Source organism: Pseudoflavonifractor sp. MSJ-30, from assembly GCF_018918045.1.
In the GTDB taxonomy this organism is placed as follows: domain Bacteria; phylum Bacillota; class Clostridia; order Oscillospirales; family Oscillospiraceae; genus Faecousia.
Genome location: NZ_JAHLPU010000019.1, coordinates 1 through 20,406 on the forward strand (window position 1 = coordinate 1; position 20,406 = coordinate 20,406).

Annotated in this window: 18 protein-coding genes; 14 read left to right on the top strand and 4 right to left on the bottom strand. The window is 52.6% G+C overall.

The genetic code is table 11. The features are described from left to right. Positions 1-168 precede the first annotated feature (168 nt). Both KQI10_RS11655 and KQI10_RS11660 read right to left on the bottom strand, forming a co-directional pair. Positions 169-657 (bottom strand): transposase, encoded by a 489-nt coding sequence (locus KQI10_RS11655; protein WP_253285085.1) that lies wholly within the window; start codon positions 655-657, stop codon positions 169-171. Between the two features lie 70 nt (positions 658-727). Then, positions 728-1,147, bottom strand: a complete 420-nt coding sequence (locus KQI10_RS11660; protein WP_253285087.1) for a transposase — start codon at positions 1,145-1,147, stop codon at positions 728-730. A 541-nt stretch (positions 1,148-1,688) separates the two neighbouring features. On the opposite strand from KQI10_RS11660, the gene KQI10_RS02885 reads away from it, so the two are divergent. The 9 genes from KQI10_RS02885 (at position 1,689) to KQI10_RS02925 (ending at position 13,625) form a co-directional block, all read left to right on the top strand. Then, positions 1,689-2,018 carry a hypothetical protein gene (locus tag KQI10_RS02885; protein WP_216565904.1) on the top strand — a complete coding sequence of 110 codons (330 nt, stop codon included), beginning with the start codon at positions 1,689-1,691 and terminating at the stop codon, positions 2,016-2,018. 248 nt (positions 2,019-2,266) lie between these two features. Next, on the top strand, positions 2,267-2,533 hold the full coding sequence (locus tag KQI10_RS02890) for a DNA repair protein (RefSeq protein WP_216565905.1): 267 nt from the start codon (positions 2,267-2,269) through the stop codon (positions 2,531-2,533). After that, positions 2,530-3,120, top strand: a complete 591-nt coding sequence (gene lepB, locus KQI10_RS02895) for a signal peptidase I (protein ID WP_216565906.1) — start codon at positions 2,530-2,532, stop codon at positions 3,118-3,120. Before KQI10_RS02890 ends, lepB begins: the two co-directional genes overlap by 4 nt. An 18-nt stretch (positions 3,121-3,138) precedes the next feature. After that, a complete protein-coding gene (locus KQI10_RS02900; protein ID WP_216565907.1) occupies positions 3,139-8,241 on the top strand; it encodes a starch-binding protein in 5,103 nt (1,700 codons plus the stop codon). 56 nt (positions 8,242-8,297) lie between these two features. Continuing rightward, positions 8,298-9,740, top strand: coding sequence for a SpaH/EbpB family LPXTG-anchored major pilin (locus KQI10_RS02905; RefSeq protein WP_216565908.1), 1,443 nt, complete (start codon positions 8,298-8,300; stop codon positions 9,738-9,740). A 98-nt stretch (positions 9,741-9,838) separates the two neighbouring features. Continuing rightward, positions 9,839-10,657, top strand: coding sequence for a class C sortase (locus tag KQI10_RS02910; protein ID WP_216565909.1), 819 nt, complete (start codon positions 9,839-9,841; stop codon positions 10,655-10,657). Between the two features lie 11 nt (positions 10,658-10,668). Next, positions 10,669-11,343, top strand: a complete 675-nt coding sequence (locus KQI10_RS02915; protein WP_216565910.1) for a SpaA isopeptide-forming pilin-related protein — start codon at positions 10,669-10,671, stop codon at positions 11,341-11,343. Further along, entirely contained in the window at positions 11,333-11,989 is a 657-nt protein-coding gene (locus KQI10_RS02920; protein WP_216565911.1) for a sortase, read from the top strand. The genes KQI10_RS02915 and KQI10_RS02920 overlap by 11 nt, the downstream gene beginning before the upstream one ends. A gap of 34 nt (positions 11,990-12,023) precedes the next feature. Then, complete coding sequence (locus KQI10_RS02925; RefSeq protein WP_216565912.1) at positions 12,024-13,625, top strand: alpha-amylase family glycosyl hydrolase; 1,602 nt, start codon at positions 12,024-12,026, stop codon at positions 13,623-13,625. A 954-nt stretch (positions 13,626-14,579) separates the two neighbouring features. Here the strand turns inward: KQI10_RS02925 and KQI10_RS02930 are convergent. Then, positions 14,580-14,681, bottom strand: a complete 102-nt coding sequence (locus KQI10_RS02930; RefSeq protein ID WP_216565913.1) for a small, acid-soluble spore protein, alpha/beta type — start codon at positions 14,679-14,681, stop codon at positions 14,580-14,582. A gap of 456 nt (positions 14,682-15,137) precedes the next feature. Between KQI10_RS02930 and KQI10_RS02935 the strand changes: the two genes are divergently transcribed. The 5 genes from KQI10_RS02935 (at position 15,138) to KQI10_RS02955 (ending at position 20,243) form a co-directional block, all read left to right on the top strand. Further along, positions 15,138-15,848 (top strand): LytTR family DNA-binding domain-containing protein, encoded by a 711-nt coding sequence (locus KQI10_RS02935; RefSeq protein ID WP_216565914.1) that lies wholly within the window; start codon positions 15,138-15,140, stop codon positions 15,846-15,848. Positions 15,849-15,853: 5 nt separating this feature from the next. Beyond that, a complete protein-coding gene (locus tag KQI10_RS02940) occupies positions 15,854-17,170 on the top strand; it encodes a sensor histidine kinase (protein WP_216565915.1) in 1,317 nt (438 codons plus the stop codon). 135 nt (positions 17,171-17,305) lie between these two features. Beyond that, a complete protein-coding gene (locus tag KQI10_RS02945; RefSeq protein WP_216565916.1) occupies positions 17,306-18,061 on the top strand; it encodes a hypothetical protein in 756 nt (251 codons plus the stop codon). After that, a complete protein-coding gene (locus KQI10_RS02950) occupies positions 18,058-19,560 on the top strand; it encodes a hypothetical protein (protein WP_216565917.1) in 1,503 nt (500 codons plus the stop codon). Before KQI10_RS02945 ends, KQI10_RS02950 begins: the two co-directional genes overlap by 4 nt. A 5-nt stretch (positions 19,561-19,565) precedes the next feature. Then, positions 19,566-20,243 (top strand): ABC transporter ATP-binding protein, encoded by a 678-nt coding sequence (locus KQI10_RS02955; protein WP_216565918.1) that lies wholly within the window; start codon positions 19,566-19,568, stop codon positions 20,241-20,243. On the opposite strand, the gene KQI10_RS02960 is transcribed toward KQI10_RS02955, so the two are convergent. Beyond that, a partial coding sequence (locus KQI10_RS02960; RefSeq protein WP_216565919.1) for a hypothetical protein occupies positions 20,203-20,406 on the bottom strand: 204 nt, incomplete at its 5' end. The genes KQI10_RS02955 and KQI10_RS02960 overlap by 41 nt on opposite strands.

The window sequence follows — 20,406 nt, forward strand, 5'->3', positions numbered from 1 at the left end:
TCTCCGCAGTCATAGGTTGCGCCGAAACGGCCGGGAAATGTGTGGATTTTTGAGGGAAAGGTGGGGGAGAATGGAAAATAAACATCTATCCATGTTTTGCAAATAATATTTTGGTTTGAATAGACATCATGCAATACATATGCTAAAATATCATTGCCTAAATAATGTCTACTGAATAACCATCTGTTTTTCGCACGGTTGCAAAAAACCGAGTAGCCAATCCCAAAATTGCAAAAAGGCGCACTGAATCTTACGCAGATTCAGCAGCAAAATGGACAGGGCAACCACATGCGCAGCCGTTTCTTTCAGCTTCGTTGTCACCAGCCCCATTCCACACTTCCGTTTTCCCAAACTGAATTTGCGTTCTACCTCGACTCGTTCGCACTCGTCCCGGTAATCCTGAGCCTTGTTCCGATCCTCTCCCTTTTTGAGCCTTCCCAGAGCTGGCCCGGAAAACCGGATTCCCCGCTCTTTGCAGTAGCTGAGATTCTCCCGGTTCCGGTATATCATATCTGCCAGTACCCGACTGGGGTAGTGTCCCTCACGCTTGTGGAAATTTTCAATCATTTCCTGGAGTTTGGTCGCTTCGTTGTAGGCGTCAAAAGAACGATATTCCAGTCTCGTCCAGCCGTCTGTGACACTGATATCCAGCTTCATGCCAAACTCCAGCAGAGAAACATCCTGGGGATACCGCGAATATTGGACGGTGCGCAAGTGGCATCCACGATCATTGTACCGCTGTTCCCACTGCCGCCTGGATAATCATCTCGTTGATTTCTATCAAAATTTCCGGCATCAGGCGTTTTTGGAAATGCACCATAGAGGACGCATCGAAGGGCGGTTTGCTGTCGTCATAGCCCGCATACCCACAGAAACACTGCAAATATGGGTTCTCCTGGATCTGCAAAACAATTTCTTCGTCAGAATAGCCATACTCCCTCTGAATGAGATATGCGCCCAGGGCCAACTGAAGCGGCTTAGCCACATTGCCGGTAGCAGAAGGAAACAAGCCCGCACACTTTGCTTCGATCTTGTCCCAAGGAAGGAGCTGTGCCTTTTTCACCCAGCGGTTGTCTTCCCGCAGACACATGCCCATTGGTTGCTGAAAATCCGACAGTCTGGTCTGCCCGTTGCCGTATCGATACATACACGTTCCCTTCAAGTGCAAGGTTTTTGCCTGCTTTTTGCTGTTTTCCTTGCACTTATTATAGTACAAATTGGCGGAAATGTCTTGTATCGCAATGCTTTTGGGGTTGGTCAGTAAACATTATTATAGAATGTCCGTATCAGATGGAACTGTAAGGGAAATTGAAGTGAACACCCCCAACCCACAAACGAGGGGCTGTCTCAAAACGATTTTTCAAAATCGTTCGTGACAGCCCCTCTTTTTGGCACATACCAAGGAAAAAGCGACCAATTATCCCCCAAAAACAGTACACAAAACCAGAGGGGCAAAGTTTGCCTCTCAAAAAGTGTACTGTTTTTCTTTTTTATGGCATTGTGCCAGGAAGAGCTTCTGCGGAAACAGTCGCTGCACCGGATTATATCCAGCCAGCGGACCAGATATCAGATGTAAAACCGGATGCGGACGGGCAGACTACAGTGCCTGAACAGCCGGAAACGGATGGTGCAATACGGTATCCAAGGTTTACCGAAATGGAACGATTCTGATTTCGTCCTTTGAGCAAATGGAGCAGCTCGGCAGCGGGCAGTTGGTTAAAAGTAGAGACAATGTTCCAAACCAAATCGGTCAGGGAGACCCGGTTTTGGCAGAAGACGGAGCATATGTGACCTATGCTCTGGATGGCCGGTATGCGCTGACGGGGGATATTGTGGTTCCCGCCGGACGGATATGGCAGCTGCCTGAAGGGTTTACAGGTGAAATCAGTCCTGATTTCTATGTTGCCAATCAGGAAACGGATACACAGAAGCAACCGGAATTCAGTGAGACTACAGAATCCCAGGTTGAGGAGACAATTGCATTTTTGAATTTTGTGCAATTTATATATGAGGTTTGAGTTTTCAGATAGGCCCTAACAAAGATAAAGCTGAAAATTTGTTGATTTTGACACGCAATATTCGACGATCAATGGTTGCGTTTACGTGTTAAAAGTGATATCCTTTGCAGTAAGAAAGTGGAAACGGTTCCAATTCCCGCCTTTCACCGGAAATCAGGTCTTTAGCTACATTGTGGGAAGGATGGGCAGGAAAACGACCGCTGCTTTTTTCTGCATTCAGCCGTAAGCGCGGATTGGAGGAAAGTCGGATGACGGATAAGGAATTGAGACGGTTAAGCCGGAGCGAGCTGCTGGAAATGCTGATTGCGCAGACGGAAGAAAACCGTCAATTGAGAATCAGGCTGGAGCGTGCGGTGGCGCAGCTCCGGGATCGCAGAATAGCGGTTGAAAAAGCCGGTTCCCTTGCGGAGGCGGCGCTGCAGCTGAACCGTGTATTTGAGGCCGCGGACAAAGCCGCGCAGCAATATCTGGAAAACGTGCGTCTTATGTCGGAAAAGGGAAGCGGAAATTTATGAAGTCGAAATCGTGGAAATCTCCCGAGCCCCCGACTCTGGAACAGCTGGAGGCGGAGCTTGGCAGAGAAAAATACAAACGGCGGTATAAACGCGTTCTTCGCAGCACCGTCTATACGCTTGTGGTTGTTGCGGCTGTAGCCGTGCTGGTTGCTACCATTTGGATGCCCGTGCTGCAGATCTATGGGTCTTCCATGACGCCCACGCTGAATGAGGGGGATATTGTCCTCTCCGTCAAGGGCTCGGGCTTTGAACCCGGCGACCTGGTGGCGTTCTACCTGGGAAACAAGATTCTGGTGAAGCGCTGTATTGCCGGCCCCGGCCAATGGGTGAATATCGACGAAAACGGAAATGTATCCGTGGACGGAAGGCTGCTGGAGGAACCGTACCTGACGGAAAAAGCGCTTGGAGAATGTGACATTACGCTGCCTTATCAGGTGCCGGATAACCGTTACTTCTGTGTGGGCGATCACCGTTCCACCTCGGTGGATTCCCGCAGTACCGCGGTCGGCTGCATTTCTGATGAGCAAATCGTCGGAAGGATCGTATTCCGGGTCTGGCCTCTGCCGGACTTCGGCGCGTTGAGATAGGAAGGATGGTGAAGGGATATGAGGCATGATGTTCTGCGGAATGCGGAAAAATACACGAAGGTGCATAAAAGGAAGCGCCTCTGGCATCGGGTAGTGACCGTGCTTGCCGGCGTGGTGGTATTCTGTACCACCTATGCGCTGATTCTGCCGGCTATCACACTGGAAAAGCAATGTGACATCCCGGAGCACACCCACACGGACGCCTGCTATGCGCAGGTGACGTCGGTTGAGAAAAGGGTTCCCGTGTGCAGCGCGAAGACGCTGGAAATTCACCGGCACACGGCGGACTGCTATGATGCCAACGGAAATCCGACGTGCGGGTATGCCGATTTTGTGGTTCACAGCCATGATTCAACTTGCTATGACGAGAACGGAGTGTTGTGGTGCCCGCTGCCGGAAGTGGAGGTTCACCAGCATACCGAAAGCTGCTATGCCGTACCGGAAACGGAAGCGTCCGCCGAGTTGCATACCCATACGGACGCTTGCTACACCATGGAGCACGGCGAGCTGACCTGTGGTCAACATGTGCATACGGACGAGTGCTACAGGGAAACCACCGTACTGATTTGCGGCCTGGAGGAAAGCGAGGGCCACCAGCACAACGAAAGCTGTAAGAATGAAAACGGGGAGATCGTGTGCGGGATCGAAGCCTCGGAAGGCCATCACCACAGTGACAGCTGCTATGAAACCCACCGGGAGCAGATCTGCGGTTTTGAAAGCAATCACCAGCACAGCGACGACTGCTATGCCTGGAGCAAGGTGCTGATCTGCGGCCTGTCCACGGATCCGGCGGAAGGCGCTCAGCCGGTGCTGGCCTGCACGAAACCGGAGATCGTGCTCCACCGTCACACGCCCGACTGCTTTGACGCTGACGGCAACCCGATATGCGGACAGACCCAGATTCTGGAGCATCGGCACTCCGACGCCTGCTTTGAGACGGTGGCGGAGCCGGTGGACACCGGGACGCTGACCTGCACCGATACGGCGCACGTGCATACCGCCCGGTGCTACGGCACCTGGGAGTTGGTCTGCGGACAGGAAGAACACACCCACAGCGAGGCTTGCACTCAGAATGAGCAGGAAGAAACGGTATTCTGCGGCAAGGACGCCCATACCCACGGGGAAGCCTGTCGGGATGAAAACGGGGAGTTGGTCTGCGGGACGGAGGAGCACACCCACAGTCTTGCCTGTTACGCGGACCCCGACGCGGACGTGGAGACGGCGGAAATCTGGGAGCAGACCTTCGCGGGGGTGACGCTGACCGGGAATTGGCGGCAGGATACCCTTGCCATCGCCGAAACCCAGCTGGGCTATGCCGAGAGTACGAAAAACTACGTTGTCGCGGAGGACGGCGAAACGGTTAAGGGCTACACCCGCTATGGCGCGTGGTGCGAGGAGCCTTACGGCGACTGGAACGTCATGTTCCTGACCTTCTGCCTGCATTACGCCGGGGTGGAGGGCGTCCCGCCGGACAGAGACTGCGGCGGCTGGGTCACGGCCTGGGCGGACGCCTTTGAACCGGCACAGTCCCACACCCCGGCGGTTGGAGATCTGGTGCTCTTTGACCGGGACGGGGACGGCACGGCCGACCGTGCGGGTCTGGTGGCGCAGACCACGGATTCCGGCTTCGCCGCCATGGAGGGCGACGCGGAGGACGCGGTGCGTCTGCTGACCTATGGGGTGGACGACCCCGGGATTCTGGGCTATATCGACCTGCCGGAGGGGCCGAAGGAATTTACCCTGACGGCGCAGACCGAAACCGGCATCACCGTGACCATCACCGGCGAGAGTGCCTCCCTGCCCTATCCGGCAAGGGAAATCACGGTAACGGTGACCGAGGTAACGGACGGGGAGCGTCGGACGATTCGCGATCAGATTTTGGGCGAAGAACAGGCCGAACCGGAGCGGAGCTACCTGCTGGACATCACCCTGTGGCACGGAGAGGAAGAGATCGAGCCAACCGGCTCCGTGACCGTGACCTTCAGCGGCATTGACACGGAGGGGCTTTACCCCAAGGTCTACCATATTGATACCGATACCCAGACCGCCACGGACATGGAAGCGAAAACCGGAGAGAACGGCGACGTGACGATAGACACGAATCACTTCTCTTGGTATTTAGTACAGGCTCAATCCTTCCAAAATCTGTCCGGCTATATCGGGAACGCGATCATCAACGGCGGCGAATTTCAGCTGACCGGCGATGCCTGGACGGCGGATAACGGCAGTAGCGCGAATTTGAGAATTTCGAAGGACACCACCATTGATTTGAACGGGCATACCCTGACAATCAGCAGATCCGGCCAGTGCTTCGAAGTGCAAAGCGGCGCGACGCTTACCATTATGGACTCGGCAGCCCCTCAGGAGGAGACCGTGACCGATTCCGGCGGAGCTGTTTACGGTAACAAGGCGACTCTGGAGAACGATACCCTGACATATTACATCACAACATCCACGCCCAGTGGTACCGGCACGAAGGAAACGTTGAAACAGCATACCGTCACCCTCACCGGCGCAATCCGGTGCGATGAAAGCTCTGACCAGGCGATTAAGGTCAACGGAGGTACACTGGACATCCGGAGCGGTGTACTTCGGAACAGCAATGGTAAACGTGTTGTCCAGATGGAGGGCGGAACGCTGACCATGTCCGGCGGCTATATTGTCGGCGGCGGCAATAACAACTACGATAACGGCGGCGGCGTCTACGCCAAAAACGGAACGGTGACGATTTCCAAGGGTGTCATTGCGGCGAATTCCGGCACCAAGGGTGGCGGTATCTGCATGGAGGGCGGCTCCTTTACCATGAGCGGCGGCGTCATTTCCGGAAACCAGACCAAGGGTGGTGCTTCTACAGGAAGCTGGGACACCGGACTTGGCGGCGGCGTGTTCGCACAGGATACAACGGTGACAATCAGCGGCGGATATATTACAAACAACCGCGAAAACGCAAAATGTGGACAGGAAGGCTATGGATGTCATGGCGGCGGTGGTATTGCCACAAAAGGCGGAAGTCTCACAATGCGGGGAGGTTTTGTTACAGGCAATTACTCTGAGGAAGCCGGCGGCGGTATGTACATCGGACATTACAACTATGGTAGTTCAGCGACGTTTGAAATGACTGGCGGCATTGTTGCCGGGAATGTGGCGAATCACTCCGAAGGCGGCGGCATTCGAGTCAGCGGTAAGACGAACGGCAGCATTCAGGCATCCGACAGAGTGTACATTACCAATAACGTAACAAATACCCCATTTGACTGGGGCGGCGGCGGTATCTTTGTTCAGACGGATGGCAACCTGAATATTACCAATGCTCTGATCACGGCCAACACTGCGGACGGTTATGGAGGCGGCGTGGCGGCCTGTCCCACCGGCGAGACGTTGATCACGCATACCGAGGGCGCGGCGATTTACGGAAATTCCGATAGCGGGAAGAATATGTCCGGCGGAGGAAACGGCAAGAATGCCGATTCATCAGTCGCCCAAGCCAACGTCACCTTTACCTCCAACGGACACAAGGACTATTTCTGCGTGCGCAGCGGTGGCAACAACCCGATTTCTCTGGTTACTGGTGAGATGCTGGGCGGCGGCGCGGCGAACTGGACTGGTTCCAGTGACGGAACATACGTCACAATCAGCAAAACCGGCTATGCCACAGCCAATTACCTCTTTGGCCTTGCCGCAGGCCCTGATTCGGAGGCCGTTGCCGCGGCGAATGGTGCTGCCAGAGTGATTATCACCGGCAACCATTCCAACATCCACGGCGGCGGCATCATGACCAACGGCGGCCTGATTCTTGGCAAGAAAGAGACAGTTGTGACATCGACACCTGCTTTGGACATTACCGGTACCAAGGCACTGACCAAGGACGGCGAAAAGCAGAACGAGGGACTGAACTTCAAGTTCCAGCTGAAAGACAGTAATGGAACGGTTGTTGGCACGGCGATGGCCAATGGTACTACCGGCGAATTTACGATTTCGCCCAACGTGCAGTATACTCAGGCCGGAACCTATACCTACACGCTCAGCGAGGTCAACGACAATCGAGCCGGTATCACCTATGATACGAATGTACATAAGATTCAGGTGACAATTGCGGAGAAAACCGTTACCCTTTTGGGCGTGACGTTCAAAAGCTACAATGTGGCCTCCGTTACGCTGGACGGCAGCGAAAGCGGCGGTTCCTCCGGCTCTGGCTCCGGAACGGGTTCCGAGACGGGGACATTCACGGTTCACTTTCAGAACACGCAAGGCTGGGAGAACGTGTACATGCACGTATGGGCCGATTCGAGTAATCCGCTTACAAGTTGGCCGGGAATGAAGATGAAGCAAGATTCTGGCGATGATTATGTTGCAGAGCTAAGTGTTTCCGGAACGGGTACCTACAATTATGTTTTCAACAATGGTTCTGGTGAGCAAACAAAGGACATTACAAATGTCCCCTATGCACCGGGAAAAGAAGCGGTGTTCAATGCTGATGGTGTTGTAATATCAAACACCGCCGCCAGCGGCTCCTCGGGGTCGGGCGATGCGGTTGGGCAGGGGAGCAATTCGGACGGGTCTTACACCCTGACCATCCCGGGAGACGCCTTTACAAACACCATGACGACCCAGCTGAATCTGCAAATCACGAAGACGGACAGCGTGGACGCTTCGAAGCTGCTGGAAGACGCAAAGTTCACCCTGACGAAAGCGGGGACGGAGAACACGGAGGGGCCTTTGACCGGCACCACCGATGAAAACGGCATTGCGACCTTTACCGGCATTCAGCGGGGAGCGACCTACTATCTCCGTGAGACACAGGCGCCGTCAAATTACATGACGGCAGGCCCCTGGATTCTGGAGGTCAGGGACGAAGACGCGACGCTTTACCCGGCCACGGAGAACCCGGACGGAACGCTGGTAAATTCCGGGGAAACCGGAACAACCCTGACCGTCACCGGCACCGACCCGAAGGTGCTGTCGGTGACCGTCCGCGACATCTCCTGGGGCTACGAGCTTCCCGACACCGGCGGAGCCGGAACAACCTCTTATACCGCAGGCGGCCTGGCGCTGATCTTCGGCGCGGCGACCCTGTTGTATAGCCATTGCAAGCGTCGAAAGGAGGATGAGGCATCTTCCTGACACGCGGAAAGCCACCATTCCAATTCGAAATTACGATGAAAGAAGGAGCACAAAAAATGAAACACGCAAGAAAACTCGCCAGTCTCCTGCTGGCCCTGGTCATGGTCTTCGCCCTGGCCACCACTGCTTTTGCCGCTGGCACTGGCAGCATTACCGTTGATAACCCCATCGCAGGTCAGAACTACACTGCCTACAAAATCTTTGACGTAGTCTACAACGATGGCCAGACAGCCTATTCCTACACCATTGATTCTGACAATGAGTGGTTCTCCGCGGTGCAGGCTTTTGCAACCGAAGCCAATGGCCTGACGCTGACCCAGGTCAACGGCTCCACCACTTACAATGTTACCACCACCACTGCTTTCAGCGCTCCCGACTTCGCTGTGGCTCTGAAGGCTGCCGTTACCGGCAAGACTGAAGGTATTACGCTGAATGTTGATAACGGCAAGGCCACTGCTACTGGTCTGGATCTTGGCTACTACTTCGTCACCAGCTCCACCGGTGCTCTGGCCAACCTGACCACCACCAATCCCTCCGCCACCATCCACGATAAGAACGACATGCCCTTTGGCAAGACCGATGATAAGGTTAGCGCCGAAGTGGGCGAGACGGTCAACTACGCCATCACCGGCAAGGTGCCTGATTACACCGGCTTCACCACCTACACCTACAAGGTCACCGATACCATGAGCGAGGGCCTGACCTTCCAAAAAGGCGTCAAGGTCACTGTGGGCGGCGCGGATGTTACCTCTGCCTGCACCATCACCTATGACGTTGATAACAACGCAAATAAGTTTACTGTCTCTATTCCTGTCAAGAGCTATCCCATCGGCGCTGAGATCCTGGTTACTTACTCCGCCCTTGTCAATGAAAACGCCGTTGCGAAGATTTCGAAAAACAGCGCTACCCTGACTTACAGCAATAACCCCAGCACAGGCGAGGAGACCACCACTAATCCAGTTGAAGAGACTGTCTACAGCTCCAAGATCGCCATCGAAAAGGTTGAGAAACTTGCTGATGGTGCTACGGAAACGCCAAAGAAGCTGGAAGGCGCAGAGTTTGTCCTGTACAAGGAAGTAACCTCTGAGGGTAGTACAGCTACCAAACAGTACTACAAGTGGAATGACACCGACAAAAAGGTCGAATGGGTTGCAGAAAAGGATCATGCCGATGTCAAGAAAACTGACGTAAACGGCGAAGCCTCCTTTGACGGCCTTGCCGACGGCACCTACTACCTGGTAGAGACCAAGGCCCCCGCCGGTTACAATCAGCTGGATAAGCCTGTTAAAGTTGAGGTTCATGTTGGCGAAAATGCTGGCGCAGTAACCAGCGACACCCAGCTTACTGTTACCACCACGGTCAAGAACCAGGCCGGTACCCTCCTTCCCTCCACTGGCGGCATGGGCACCACCATCTTCTATGTACTGGGCACTGTCCTGGTGCTGGGCGCGGTCGTCCTGCTGGTCACCAAGAAGCGCATGAGCGATGCCAATCGTTAATTTCTGAGGATTCACATCCCCTGATTCCGCTTTCTTAACCATAAGTTCTGTGCCGGGGAGCGCCCCTCCCCGGCACACAGCCACAAGGAGAACCCTGTATGCGAAAACATCTGTCAACCATTGTTTTACTTTTCATATTGCTTATAGGGCTGTCCCTGTTGCTGTACCCCACCGTCAGTGACTACTGGAACTCGTTCCACCAGACCAAGGCCATTACCACCTACGCCGAAAACGTGGCCGCTCTCGACAACGTCAGCTATGATGCCATTTGGGATGCCGCCCGGCAGTATAACCGGAACCTGCTCAACCGCAGCAACAGCTTCCTCCTCTCCGAGGAGCAGAAGGCCGAATACGAAAGCCTGCTGGACATATCCGGTCAGGGGGTCATGGGCTATATCGAGATTCCCGAAATTGACGTGAGCCTGCCCATCTACCACGGCACGGAGGATCCCGTCCTACAGGTGGCCGTCGGCCATCTGGAATGGTCCAGCCTGCCGGTAGGCGGAGAGAGCACCCACTGCGTCCTCTCCGGTCACCGGGGTCTGCCCAGCGCCAAACTGTTCACCAACCTGGACAAGCTCCGGGAGGGGGATACCTTCCTTCTGCGGGTGCTGGATGAGATTCTGACCTATGAGGTGGATCAAATCCTCATCGTGGAGCCGCAGGATACCGCCGCGCTGGAAATCGCGGAGGGGGAGGACTACTGCACCCTGGTGACCTGCACCCCCTACGGCATCAATACCCACCGGCTGCTGGTTCGCGGACACCGCATCGACAATATCGAGGAAGTCAAAACCGTGCGGGTCACCGCCGACGCCGTCCAGATCGAGCCAATGCTGGTGGCGCCCGTCGTGGCGATCCCCATGCTGCTGATTCTGTTGATCCTTCTGCTGCTGCCCAGGCGCAGAAAGAAATAGGAGGTTTTTTCATGAGAAAGCATGTTATTTCCGGCCTGCTGGCCCTGCTTTTCCTGCTTGCTCTGCCCCTGTCCGCCGCCGCCCACGCGGTTCCGGATGAGAGCCGGAACGGCCATTGCAGCATCACCGTCTCCATGACCTACAAGGGAAAAGCCGTCCGCGGCGGCACGCTTGCCCTGTACAAGGTGGGCGACGTGGTGGAGGACGACGGCAACTACAGCTTCGTCCCCGTGGAAGAAATTCAGGCGGACATTCCCAAATTCGGCGACATCGAGTCCCCGGATCTGGCGGGGCGGCTGGCGGCGCTGGCGGGGAAGCTGACTCCCGTCACCTCCGATCCCGTGACCGTCGATAAGGACGGCAACGCGGCCTTTTCCGACCTGACCTTCGGCCTGTATCTGGTGGTGCAGAAAACCGCCGCTTCCGGCTACGGGAAAACCGCTCCCTTCCTGGTGAGCGTGCCTTACCTCTACGCTGATGAATACCAATACGACGTGACCAGCCAGCCCAAGACCGATCTGGAACGGGAGGTCAAGCCCACCGCGCCTCCCTCTTCCGGCGGCGGCGGGAAAAAGCTTCCCCAGACCGGGCAGCTGTGGTGGCCGGTGCCGGTGCTGGCCTGTGCGGGGCTTTGCTGCATCGCCGTGGGTCTGTTCCGCCGCCGGGAGGCCAGGGATGAAAGCTAACCGGGGAACCGTCTGGATCAATGCGGGGCTGCTGCTGATTGCGGCGGCCCTGTTCCTTTCGGCTTACAATGAAAGGGAGTCCCACGAAGCCCGGGACTCCTCCCGGCAAGTCATTGCCCAGCTGTGCGATGCCCTCCCCACGGAAGCGGGCGATGACGAAGCCGAACCCACGACCCTTCCGGAATCCCTGCCGGATGTCCAGCGGGAAATGCCGGTGAAGACCATCAACGGCCGGGACTACATCGGCGTGCTGAGCATTCCGTCGCTGGAGCTGGAGCTGCCGGTGATCAGCCAGTGGGACTATCCCGCATTGAAGGTTGCCCCCTGCCGGTATTCAGGCTCCTTGTATCAGGACAACCTGATCATCTGCGCCCACAACTATGCGTCCCATTTCGGAAAGCTGAAGGAGCTCCAACCCGGGGACATCGTCCTGTTTACGGATATGGATGAGCATGTGGTGACCTTCCGGATGGTGGAGCGGGAGACGCTGGAACCCATGGACGTGGAGGGGATGGAAGCAGGGGACTGGGATCTGACGCTGTTTACCTGCACCATCGGCGGACAGACCCGTGTGACGATCCGGCTGGAACGGGTGGAAGTATTCCGGAATCCCGAACAGGAAGACGCCGTCCAATCCGAAAAATAAACGCACAATCCGGCAAGAGACGGAGGTGGGAACAGTGAAAAGGGTGTTTGCATGGCTGACCGTCTGCCTGCTGGCCTTGGTGCTGGCAGGGTGCGGCACGGCCTCTCCGGCGGAGACCGTGCCCACGGAGGCCGACAAAACGGACGACAACTACCGGGTGTTCTATGAGATTTTTGTCGGCTCCTTTGCCGACTCCGACGGGGATGGAACGGGAGACCTGAACGGGATTCTCCGGCACCTGGACTATCTGAACGACGGGAATCTCCTGTCGGATACCAGTCTCGGGGTACAGGGGCTGTGGCTGACGCCGATTTTCGCCAGCCACTCTTATCACAAATACGACGTAACGGATTACTATCGGATCGACTCGGACTTCGGCACCGAGGACGATCTCCGGGCGCTTCTCGACGCCTGCCATGCCCGGAACGTGAAGGTGATTCTCGATCTTGTCATCAACCACACTGCCCGAAACCACGAATGGTTTCAGTCCTTCTGCCAGTCCCACGCCGACGCCAATCCCGACGATCCCTACTACGATTACTACAGCTGGTACACCGGCGAGACGCTTCCGGCCGGGATCACCTGCAAAAAGATTCCCGGAACGGCGGACGAATATTACGAGTGCAACTTCTCCCCGGACATGCCGGAGCTGAACTATGACAATCCCGCTGTCCGGGAGGAAATGCTGAACGTGGCAAAGTACTATCTGGAGCTGGGCGTGGACGGATTCCGCTTTGACGCCGTCAAGTATCTTTACTATGGAGAAACCGGCCGAAGCGCGGCGTTCTGGAAGTGGTACACCGACCAGCTCCGAGCCGTGAAGCCGGAGGTCTATCTTGTGGGCGAGTGCTGGTCCGGCGAGTCGGAGATCCTTGCCTACTATCCGGCCATGAACTGCTTCAATTTCTCCGCCGCCCAGGCCGAGGGCGTCATTGCCTCCGCTGCCAAGGATCAGGACATCAACCGGTTCACGGGCTACATGTGCGCTTTTCAGGACAAGATTTCTCAGGCGAACCCCGGCGGCATGATGGTCTGCTTCCTTTCCAACCACGACATGGATCGCTCTGCCGGGTATCTGATGCTGGCGAACCACTTTCCCCAGATGGCCGCCAATCTCTATATGCTGTGCAGCGGCTCGCCGTTCCTGTACTACGGGGAAGAGATCGGCATGAAGGGCGTCCGAGGTTCCGCCAATACCGATGCCAACCGGCGGCTTGCCATGCTCTGGGGAGACGACAGCAGTCCCCGGGATCCGAAGGGCAGCACCTATCCATCTTCCAAGCAGACCAACGGAACCGTAGAGTCTCAGCTGGCACAGGAGGGGAGCCTGCTGCGCTATTACTGCCGCCTGATCTCTCTGAGAAACCGCTACCCGGCAATTCCCCGGGGCACCTATACACAGGTGAATTTTGGCAGCGCCAAGTGCGGCGGCTTTCTCGTGGAATACGAGGGAAGCACCCTGTGTATTCTTCACAACATCAGCACGGACATTCCCTTTACGGTAGATCTTGCCGATACGGATATTCCCTGCCGCTCCATTCTGGAGGTCATCGGCATGGGCGAAGCGTCTCTGGAAGGCACCGTCCTGAGCCTTGCCCCCCAGACCTCCCTGATCCTCGGCTCCGCCGCCCCCTGATACTAGTTTTTAATAAAACGGTTAAAAACCGTTTTATCCGGCTGCTGTTTCAGTAGCCAGCGGCGAAGCCGCAAAAAATGTAAGTCCATACATTTCTCGCCGCTACCGGCGGCCTGCGAAGGATTCGCAGGATAAAATGGTTAACACCATTTTATCGAGAAATAGTATGACCGCCATCCAAAACCGCTCCGGATACCATCGTCACCGTAAATCTCCCCCGGCTGTGCCGATTTTTTCGGTACAGCCGGGGGAGATTAAACATGTATTCTTTTCCCGCGCTCGCGGGGCTTCCTGGTATGCAAACGCATAGCAAAATGGATAATGTGCCATTTTCCAGCCCCTGCGGGGGCAACCGTAAAGGATGTACAAAACCTTCATGCACCGACTTTTGCGCAGTTTTGGGGTATCGTGAACGGCCACGACCTTCTTGACGTTGGTTATATAGCTTTCCTCTCTCCTTATCCTTTCACAGCGCCGCCGTAGCCAGGGCGGTGATCAGCGTATTGCGGAACCAAATGGGGAAGCTCGTTTTGGTCCACAGATTGATGTGTGTGTACGCCCATGATACCACCACTCAAAAAGAAGTGTTTCAAGGTTCAGGTGAGGGGGTAAGAGAAGTGTCTCTTTGAAGAACCCCCTCACTTAAGCAGCCATCGAGAAAGGCCATTTTTTAATATCCTTTTCAAAGAATTTTTGAGATGTGGGAAAGTTTGGAACATTGCACAAATATGCATCCTTTTTTAATGCGAACAAATGAACAAAAATGTGCGATATGACAAGTAAAAAAGCCATGCTCATAGAATACAATTCTACGAGCATGGCTTGAAAATTGGATTTCCTGTTTGTGTATGTAACAGGAAAACGAACTTCTTATGAAGTTTTTTATCGAGTGAACTACAATAGATTTGGAAACCAACCGTTGATTTGAATTATTTTGGATGATTCTATTATAGTTCAATAGGTAACCGGACCATCAACGTCCTGAGCGGCCTGCATCTTGAACTTGTCCATCGCCTCACGGGCCTGGGGAACGTTGATCTGGTTGTTGTTCTTCATAAGTGTCTCCTTCTTTCCGTTTCTTTTCGCGGTTTTTTGTCCGCAGTCATAGTATCACCGGAATGTTGGGAGAAATGTCAGTTATTTTGCGGAAAAGGTGGGGGAGAATGGAAATAAGAATTTTGTTGACTGTAAATGCCGACAAGATATCATTATGTTACCGTAGATGGGGACTTGGAATCAAGAACTTTGCCCAATTTGCCTGATGATTCAGGTTATACATTCGATATTATGGTGGTAATCTCACATCCCAAAAGGTTCCAAGCTCTTAGAAAAGCGAATAGTATCTGAATTCATATTGAAAGACCGACTTTTGAGAAATATTTCTGTTAATTTTTGCAGGGTTATGATATAATAAGATACGAAACATGAAAGTCTATTGTGTTTATGCCTGACAACATTGTTGCCTGCTATTGATGGTTACGACAGAAAATAAAAGTGGAAGGGTGTGGTACAGTGCCCAAAATTTTGCTTGTAGAAGATAATCAAGCCGCCGTTGTAAAAATCAGACAGTTTATAGAAAATATAGACACTGCTCTTGAACTTCTGACTTGCAAAGAGGCCGGTGCGGCTTATATCCTTGCGCAAAAGCAAAAAGTGGATTTGTTCATTCTGGACATTCAATTGAAGGACTATAAAGGAACCAGTCTGGCCGCCCAACTGCGCGGTTTGCCGGAATATAAATACACGCCGATTATTTTTGAAAGTGCTTTGGCCGGAGAAGAACTGCCTGCTTACCGGGAGGTGAAGTGCTACGGATTCTTGATTAAGCCTTATACCGAAACAGAATTTCGCGCCGTCCTTTGTGATGCTCTGGGATTTTCTGCACATCTGCATCAGGAGGAAAAACATATTCAGATTGAGCAAAAGCAGTTTATTCTGGACTATCCTGTGTCAGAAATCGTATATGTGGAGGCGCTTGGGAAAAAACTTACCATTCATACCCGAAATGCTCTTTCCGGAATGAAGGAAGATGTTATTTCAGGCTATACACTGATTCGCTTTTTACAGCTGATCGATGATCCGAAAGTTGTGCAGTGTCATAAAAGCATTCTGGTCAATACGGCGTACATTGATCGAATCGATAAAGCAGGAAAAGAAATCATACTGAAAGGCTCTGCGGAAAGGCTGCCGGTGGGCAACAAGTATCAGTCCGCACTCTGGTAATGTCCATGCAGGATACGTTTTTATATTTTCTTTCTATGCTGGTGGAATCCATCGCTCTTTCGTGCTGTATTCTGGCTGTGTTCAGAGATCAAAAGGATTTGAGGAAAAGAGATTTCATTCTTGTTCCTTCAGTTTCTCTTTGTCTGCTCATAGCCAGATCCAGCTATGGTGGGGCATCTCCCGGTTTTCATCTCACGCAGGGCTTTTTTCTGGCTCCGGCAGACAATTTCCCAATCCTGCTGATTCTGCTGATGGGGCTTTTATTGCTGACCAGCACTCTGCTGAATACGCAGAATGGCGGACGCACATTCTGTGGTACAATGGCAGCCTTTTCTCTTTATTTGTTATGCCACTTCTGTGCAGTTATCTTTACGCTCTTTTTTAACTTGACAAGCTCCGGTATCGCTGTTGTGAGCAGCGTTGTTACCTTGCTGCTATGCATCTTCGTGGTGTGCCTGCCCTGGTTTCAGGGGCTTCGCAGCGCACTGCGAACAGGCTCCTTTCTGGTGCAGGTACTCTCAATAAACATTACTTTATTTTTTGCGGCTGTCTGCGCGTGCACATCCTTTGACCCGATTCGTTTTATGGCGCATTGGAAGTTCATCGCCTTTTTGCTTTTGCCGCTTCTTTTTCTGGACATCGTTTTATGGATGATAAACAGCCGGCAGGAGGAACAGCGGAAACAAATCAGAATGACGGAGCAGTATGTTCCGATTGTAGAGGAACTGATTTCACAGGTTCGGGCAAGGCAGCATGAATTCAATAACCGAATGATGGCCATCGAGGCAGCTGTTTCTTCGGCAGAAAGCCTGCCGGAAGCACAGGAAGCTGTTGCGTTACTGACAAAGGGGCTTGCACTGAGCGCGAACGACAGTATGCTGCTGGCCTGTGACAGCAAAATCATTTCCGGCTTTATTTTCGGGAAGATCAAGCAGGCAGAGATTTCCGGCTTGGACATCCGCCTTCAAATTTCTGCCAGTTTTAAGAAGACAAGCATTCCTGAAACGGTATGGATCGAACTGATTGGGATTTTACTGGATAATGCTTTGGAAGCGTCCAAACAGGGAGATACCATTTATCTTGAAAGCCGCCAGGCGGAAAATGTTACGGAGCTTTGGGTATGCAATCCGCATCCGCCTCTGTCGGGGACAGAGTTTATGCGGCTGTTCTCGAAAGGCGTTTCCACAAAGGTGGGGAGCTCACGCGGATATGGGCTGTATCAGCTTATGCGGATCACCGAACACTATCGCGGCAAGATTCTGACCCGGAACGAAATCCGGAGTGATCGGAATTATGTGGTGTTCGGCGTTCGGTTTTCATGAATATGCGGTATGAACAATGGTTTTGCGGGAATGAAATTCGTTTTATTCCCACAAAGCCATTGTTTGTTTCCACAGGGTTGCGGGCAGAAAGAGGATTGCGTATAATACACGCAAACAAAGAAGGGAACGATCTCAATGCTTCGACTTATGAAAAATGAATGGAAAAAGATATGGATACCGGTGCTGCTGACTTTGCTTGTCGTTACCGTGGCAGCGTGTACTATGACGGCCACGATGTATCCGGATTATTCGCTCACTTACACATTGGATGCATGGGAAGTAGGAACAGAGTATCTTTCCCTGTTATATCCTCTGTTTGTGGTTCTGCCCGTATGCTGGAATCTGCATCAGGAACGACAAAACAATTTTCTACTCTATGTGCAGCCCCGTGTGCCTATGAGGAAATACCTCTGGGTCAAGTGGATGGTCTATGCAATCAGCGCGTTTTGCATCATCACAATTCCGTACATTCTCTCGGCAGTTACGGCCTTACGCATGGATCCGCATCTGGATGCCCTCAATATGGGAAATCGCATTTTTGAAAACACCTATTCGGAGCACCCTGTAGTTTACGCGGTGACGCTCTCTGTTTTCAGAGGTCTGATCGGCGTTTTGGTGATGACAATGGGCTTCTTTTTAGCCATGTATTGTGAAAATATTTTTGTTGTACTGACGGGGCCGTTCCTATATACGATTTTGGAGAATTTTGTGCTTGCGATTTTGGGAGTTCCACAATATCGGCTGGTGACGGCGTTTGACCCTAACTGTTTGAGCCCAGAAGTTATTACAACAATGTCCTTTGTTGCCGGCCCTTCCTTATTGGCTGCCGTTATCACACTGCTGGCAATCTACTTTTCCAAGGTAAAAAAGGAAAAGGTGGTCAAGGTATGATTCCCTTGATTCAGAAGAATATCAGGTTGTTGGGAATCGGAAAAAACTTGCTCCTGTTTATTGGCTGCTTTCTCTTCTCTTTCAGTTCACGGGGCGGTACGGTATTGAGCTTTGAGCAACATTTGCTGTCAGGAACAACAGACCATTACTATCTGATATTTTTCCTTATGCCTTTGATTCTCCTGAGCTGCTTGCCTTTGGCAGAAGATGATCCACCCTATGTAATTTTCCGCTTTGGAAGTTACCGCCACTACTTTATTCGGAAATGGATTAGCCTTGGCGTACTGCCTGCCGTTTTGGTGCTGGTTCAGCTGGCGGCAATCCTGTTGTCCGGAGTGGGGCTTCCCATGGAAAACACATGGCGGCTTCCTGCCGGGAGTTTGGAAGCGGAGCTTTTTGAAGCGCTCAGTCAGGTGTTTTCCTCCCCGCTGACAGCGTTTGCGGGCTGTACCGGGTACTTATTTCTTGGAATCTGGCTGATTTCCGGTCTTTGCATGTGGTTAGCTCATTTTGCCGGCCATAAACACTCTGTGCGGATTGTGGTCGGTCTCTATGTTCTTTCGATTTTATGGGTTAAGGTACCGGGCATTCATGCTTTCCCTATTACGGGACTCAACCATCTGCTGATTCTTCATCATAATTTGGGAATACCACATCGTTGGCTCGTTACTGGAATTACCGCGGCGTTGCTGGCATTGTTTTTGATTGGAAGCGTCTGCTTTCCGTCAATAAGAAAGCTGTCGGGAAAATCACCAAAAAGAAGAGATGTTCAGGCATACTACCAGAGGGCGCTGTTCCAAAAACAGAATCTCATGATTTTATGCGGTGTTGTGCTGGGAATGACTGTATATAAAGGGCTGAGCGGTCCTGAACTGTCCTCCGGGCAGGAATGGGTCTATCGTCTTTTCTCTGGCCATGGAACCGGATCCTTTCATATCCTGGCATTTCTGGAAATGCTGCTGGTGAATACGGCGCCTCTTTATTTGATTGCTGTATTTGCAGAGGCCAGCGTCAGCGAACAATCCATTTTCGTATCAGTTCGATCGAACAGCCGAAAAGAGATGTTTCATGGAATACTCAGAACAGTCATCAGATTTATTGCCATCTATCCAGTCCTTTGGTTCCTGGCAGGGCTGATGGGTGGGCTCATCTTTGCGGACAGGATGGATCTGATTGCGATACAGTTTTTAGTAGAATGTGTTGCTTTCAAATTTCTGGATATTCTGCTGCAGACGCTTGTTATGCTTTTTTGCTATCTGCTGACAAGGCAAATTACAGTAGGCTTTTTAGCAATCCTTGCCGGGAATTTTTTGTGTGTAATCCCGCAAAATTGGGTACATTATCTGCCCTTTGGCTTGTCCGGAACAGTAAGGGTTGACTGGGTTTCCTTCGGTATGGGGATCCCGGCCGGGACGGCGATGATGATTCTGATAGGGTGCCTGACTGTTACATTGAGTCTGCTGGAATTGCTTGGCTCTAAAAACTTACTTGGGAGGTAAACTTTATGCGTTCCTATATTGAAGTAGAAAATGTATCCAAACGATTCGGGAAAAAACCGATTCTGGAAAATATTTCGCTGTCCGTAGAACAGGGACAGACAATCGGTCTGGTAGGCGCAAATGGAAGCGGTAAGTCCGTTCTGTTCAAAATACTTTGCGGTTTCGAGAAGCCGGATTCCGGCAGTGTGTCCATTCGCGGAAAGCAGCTTGGTAAAAACGACAGGGATTTTCCGGAAAACGTGGGCGTCTTTATCAATGCTCCCGGTTTCATTGGAATGTACAGCGGCCTTCAGAATTTGAAGTTTCTGGCTGATATTCAGGGGAAAATCTCCGAGACGGAGATCCGGGAAGCAATGGGAAAAGTTGGCCTTGATCCTGAAAACAAAACAAAAGTGAGCAACTATTCCCTTGGCATGAAGCAAAAGCTGGGACTTGCACAGGCTATTATGGAGGGACAGGATATTCTGGTGCTGGACGAACCTTTCAATGCACTGGACTATCACACCTATCAGGATGTAAAATCCATTATCCGAATGCTTAAAGCCGAGGGAAAAACAATTTTCCTGACATCCCACCACTATAAAGATCTTGAGCAGCTCTGTGATATCATCTATGCGATTGAAAACTGTCAGTTGATTCCAATTACACCGGAAATCGTGGCACGTTATCAGGAAGGGGAATGAGCTTTTTCGTGTGCTGACGGCCTGAAAGTACTTGGGAGGCCACCGGCGCGTTTGAAGGGTGAATCTTTTCTGCCCGCTCTTCAGCACCAAAAGCAGAAAATACTGCGCAGCCGTTGCCAGCGGAAGCTGGCAACGGCTGCGGCAAACCCCCCCGTGCAGGTAC

Bases quoted from the DNA above. Each gene is read 5' to 3' on its own strand.
- KQI10_RS11655 (WP_253285085.1), bottom strand. From the start codon at position 657: ATGAAGCTGGATATCAGTGTCACAGACGGCTGGACGAGACTGGAATAT.
- KQI10_RS11660 (WP_253285087.1), bottom strand. From the start codon at position 1,147: ATGTATCGATACGGCAACGGGCAGACCAGACTGTCGGATTTTCAGCAA.
- KQI10_RS02885 (WP_216565904.1), top strand. From the start codon at position 1,689: ATGGAGCAGCTCGGCAGCGGGCAGTTGGTTAAAAGTAGAGACAATGTT.
- KQI10_RS02890 (WP_216565905.1), top strand. From the start codon at position 2,267: ATGACGGATAAGGAATTGAGACGGTTAAGCCGGAGCGAGCTGCTGGAA.
- lepB (WP_216565906.1), top strand. From the start codon at position 2,530: ATGAAGTCGAAATCGTGGAAATCTCCCGAGCCCCCGACTCTGGAACAG.
- KQI10_RS02900 (WP_216565907.1), top strand. From the start codon at position 3,139: ATGAGGCATGATGTTCTGCGGAATGCGGAAAAATACACGAAGGTGCAT.
- KQI10_RS02905 (WP_216565908.1), top strand. From the start codon at position 8,298: ATGAAACACGCAAGAAAACTCGCCAGTCTCCTGCTGGCCCTGGTCATG.
- KQI10_RS02910 (WP_216565909.1), top strand. From the start codon at position 9,839: ATGCGAAAACATCTGTCAACCATTGTTTTACTTTTCATATTGCTTATA.
- KQI10_RS02915 (WP_216565910.1), top strand. From the start codon at position 10,669: ATGAGAAAGCATGTTATTTCCGGCCTGCTGGCCCTGCTTTTCCTGCTT.
- KQI10_RS02920 (WP_216565911.1), top strand. From the start codon at position 11,333: ATGAAAGCTAACCGGGGAACCGTCTGGATCAATGCGGGGCTGCTGCTG.
- KQI10_RS02930 (WP_216565913.1), bottom strand. From the start codon at position 14,681: ATGAAGAACAACAACCAGATCAACGTTCCCCAGGCCCGTGAGGCGATG.
- KQI10_RS02940 (WP_216565915.1), top strand. From the start codon at position 15,854: ATGCAGGATACGTTTTTATATTTTCTTTCTATGCTGGTGGAATCCATC.
- KQI10_RS02945 (WP_216565916.1), top strand. From the start codon at position 17,306: ATGCTTCGACTTATGAAAAATGAATGGAAAAAGATATGGATACCGGTG.
- KQI10_RS02950 (WP_216565917.1), top strand. From the start codon at position 18,058: ATGATTCCCTTGATTCAGAAGAATATCAGGTTGTTGGGAATCGGAAAA.
- KQI10_RS02955 (WP_216565918.1), top strand. From the start codon at position 19,566: ATGCGTTCCTATATTGAAGTAGAAAATGTATCCAAACGATTCGGGAAA.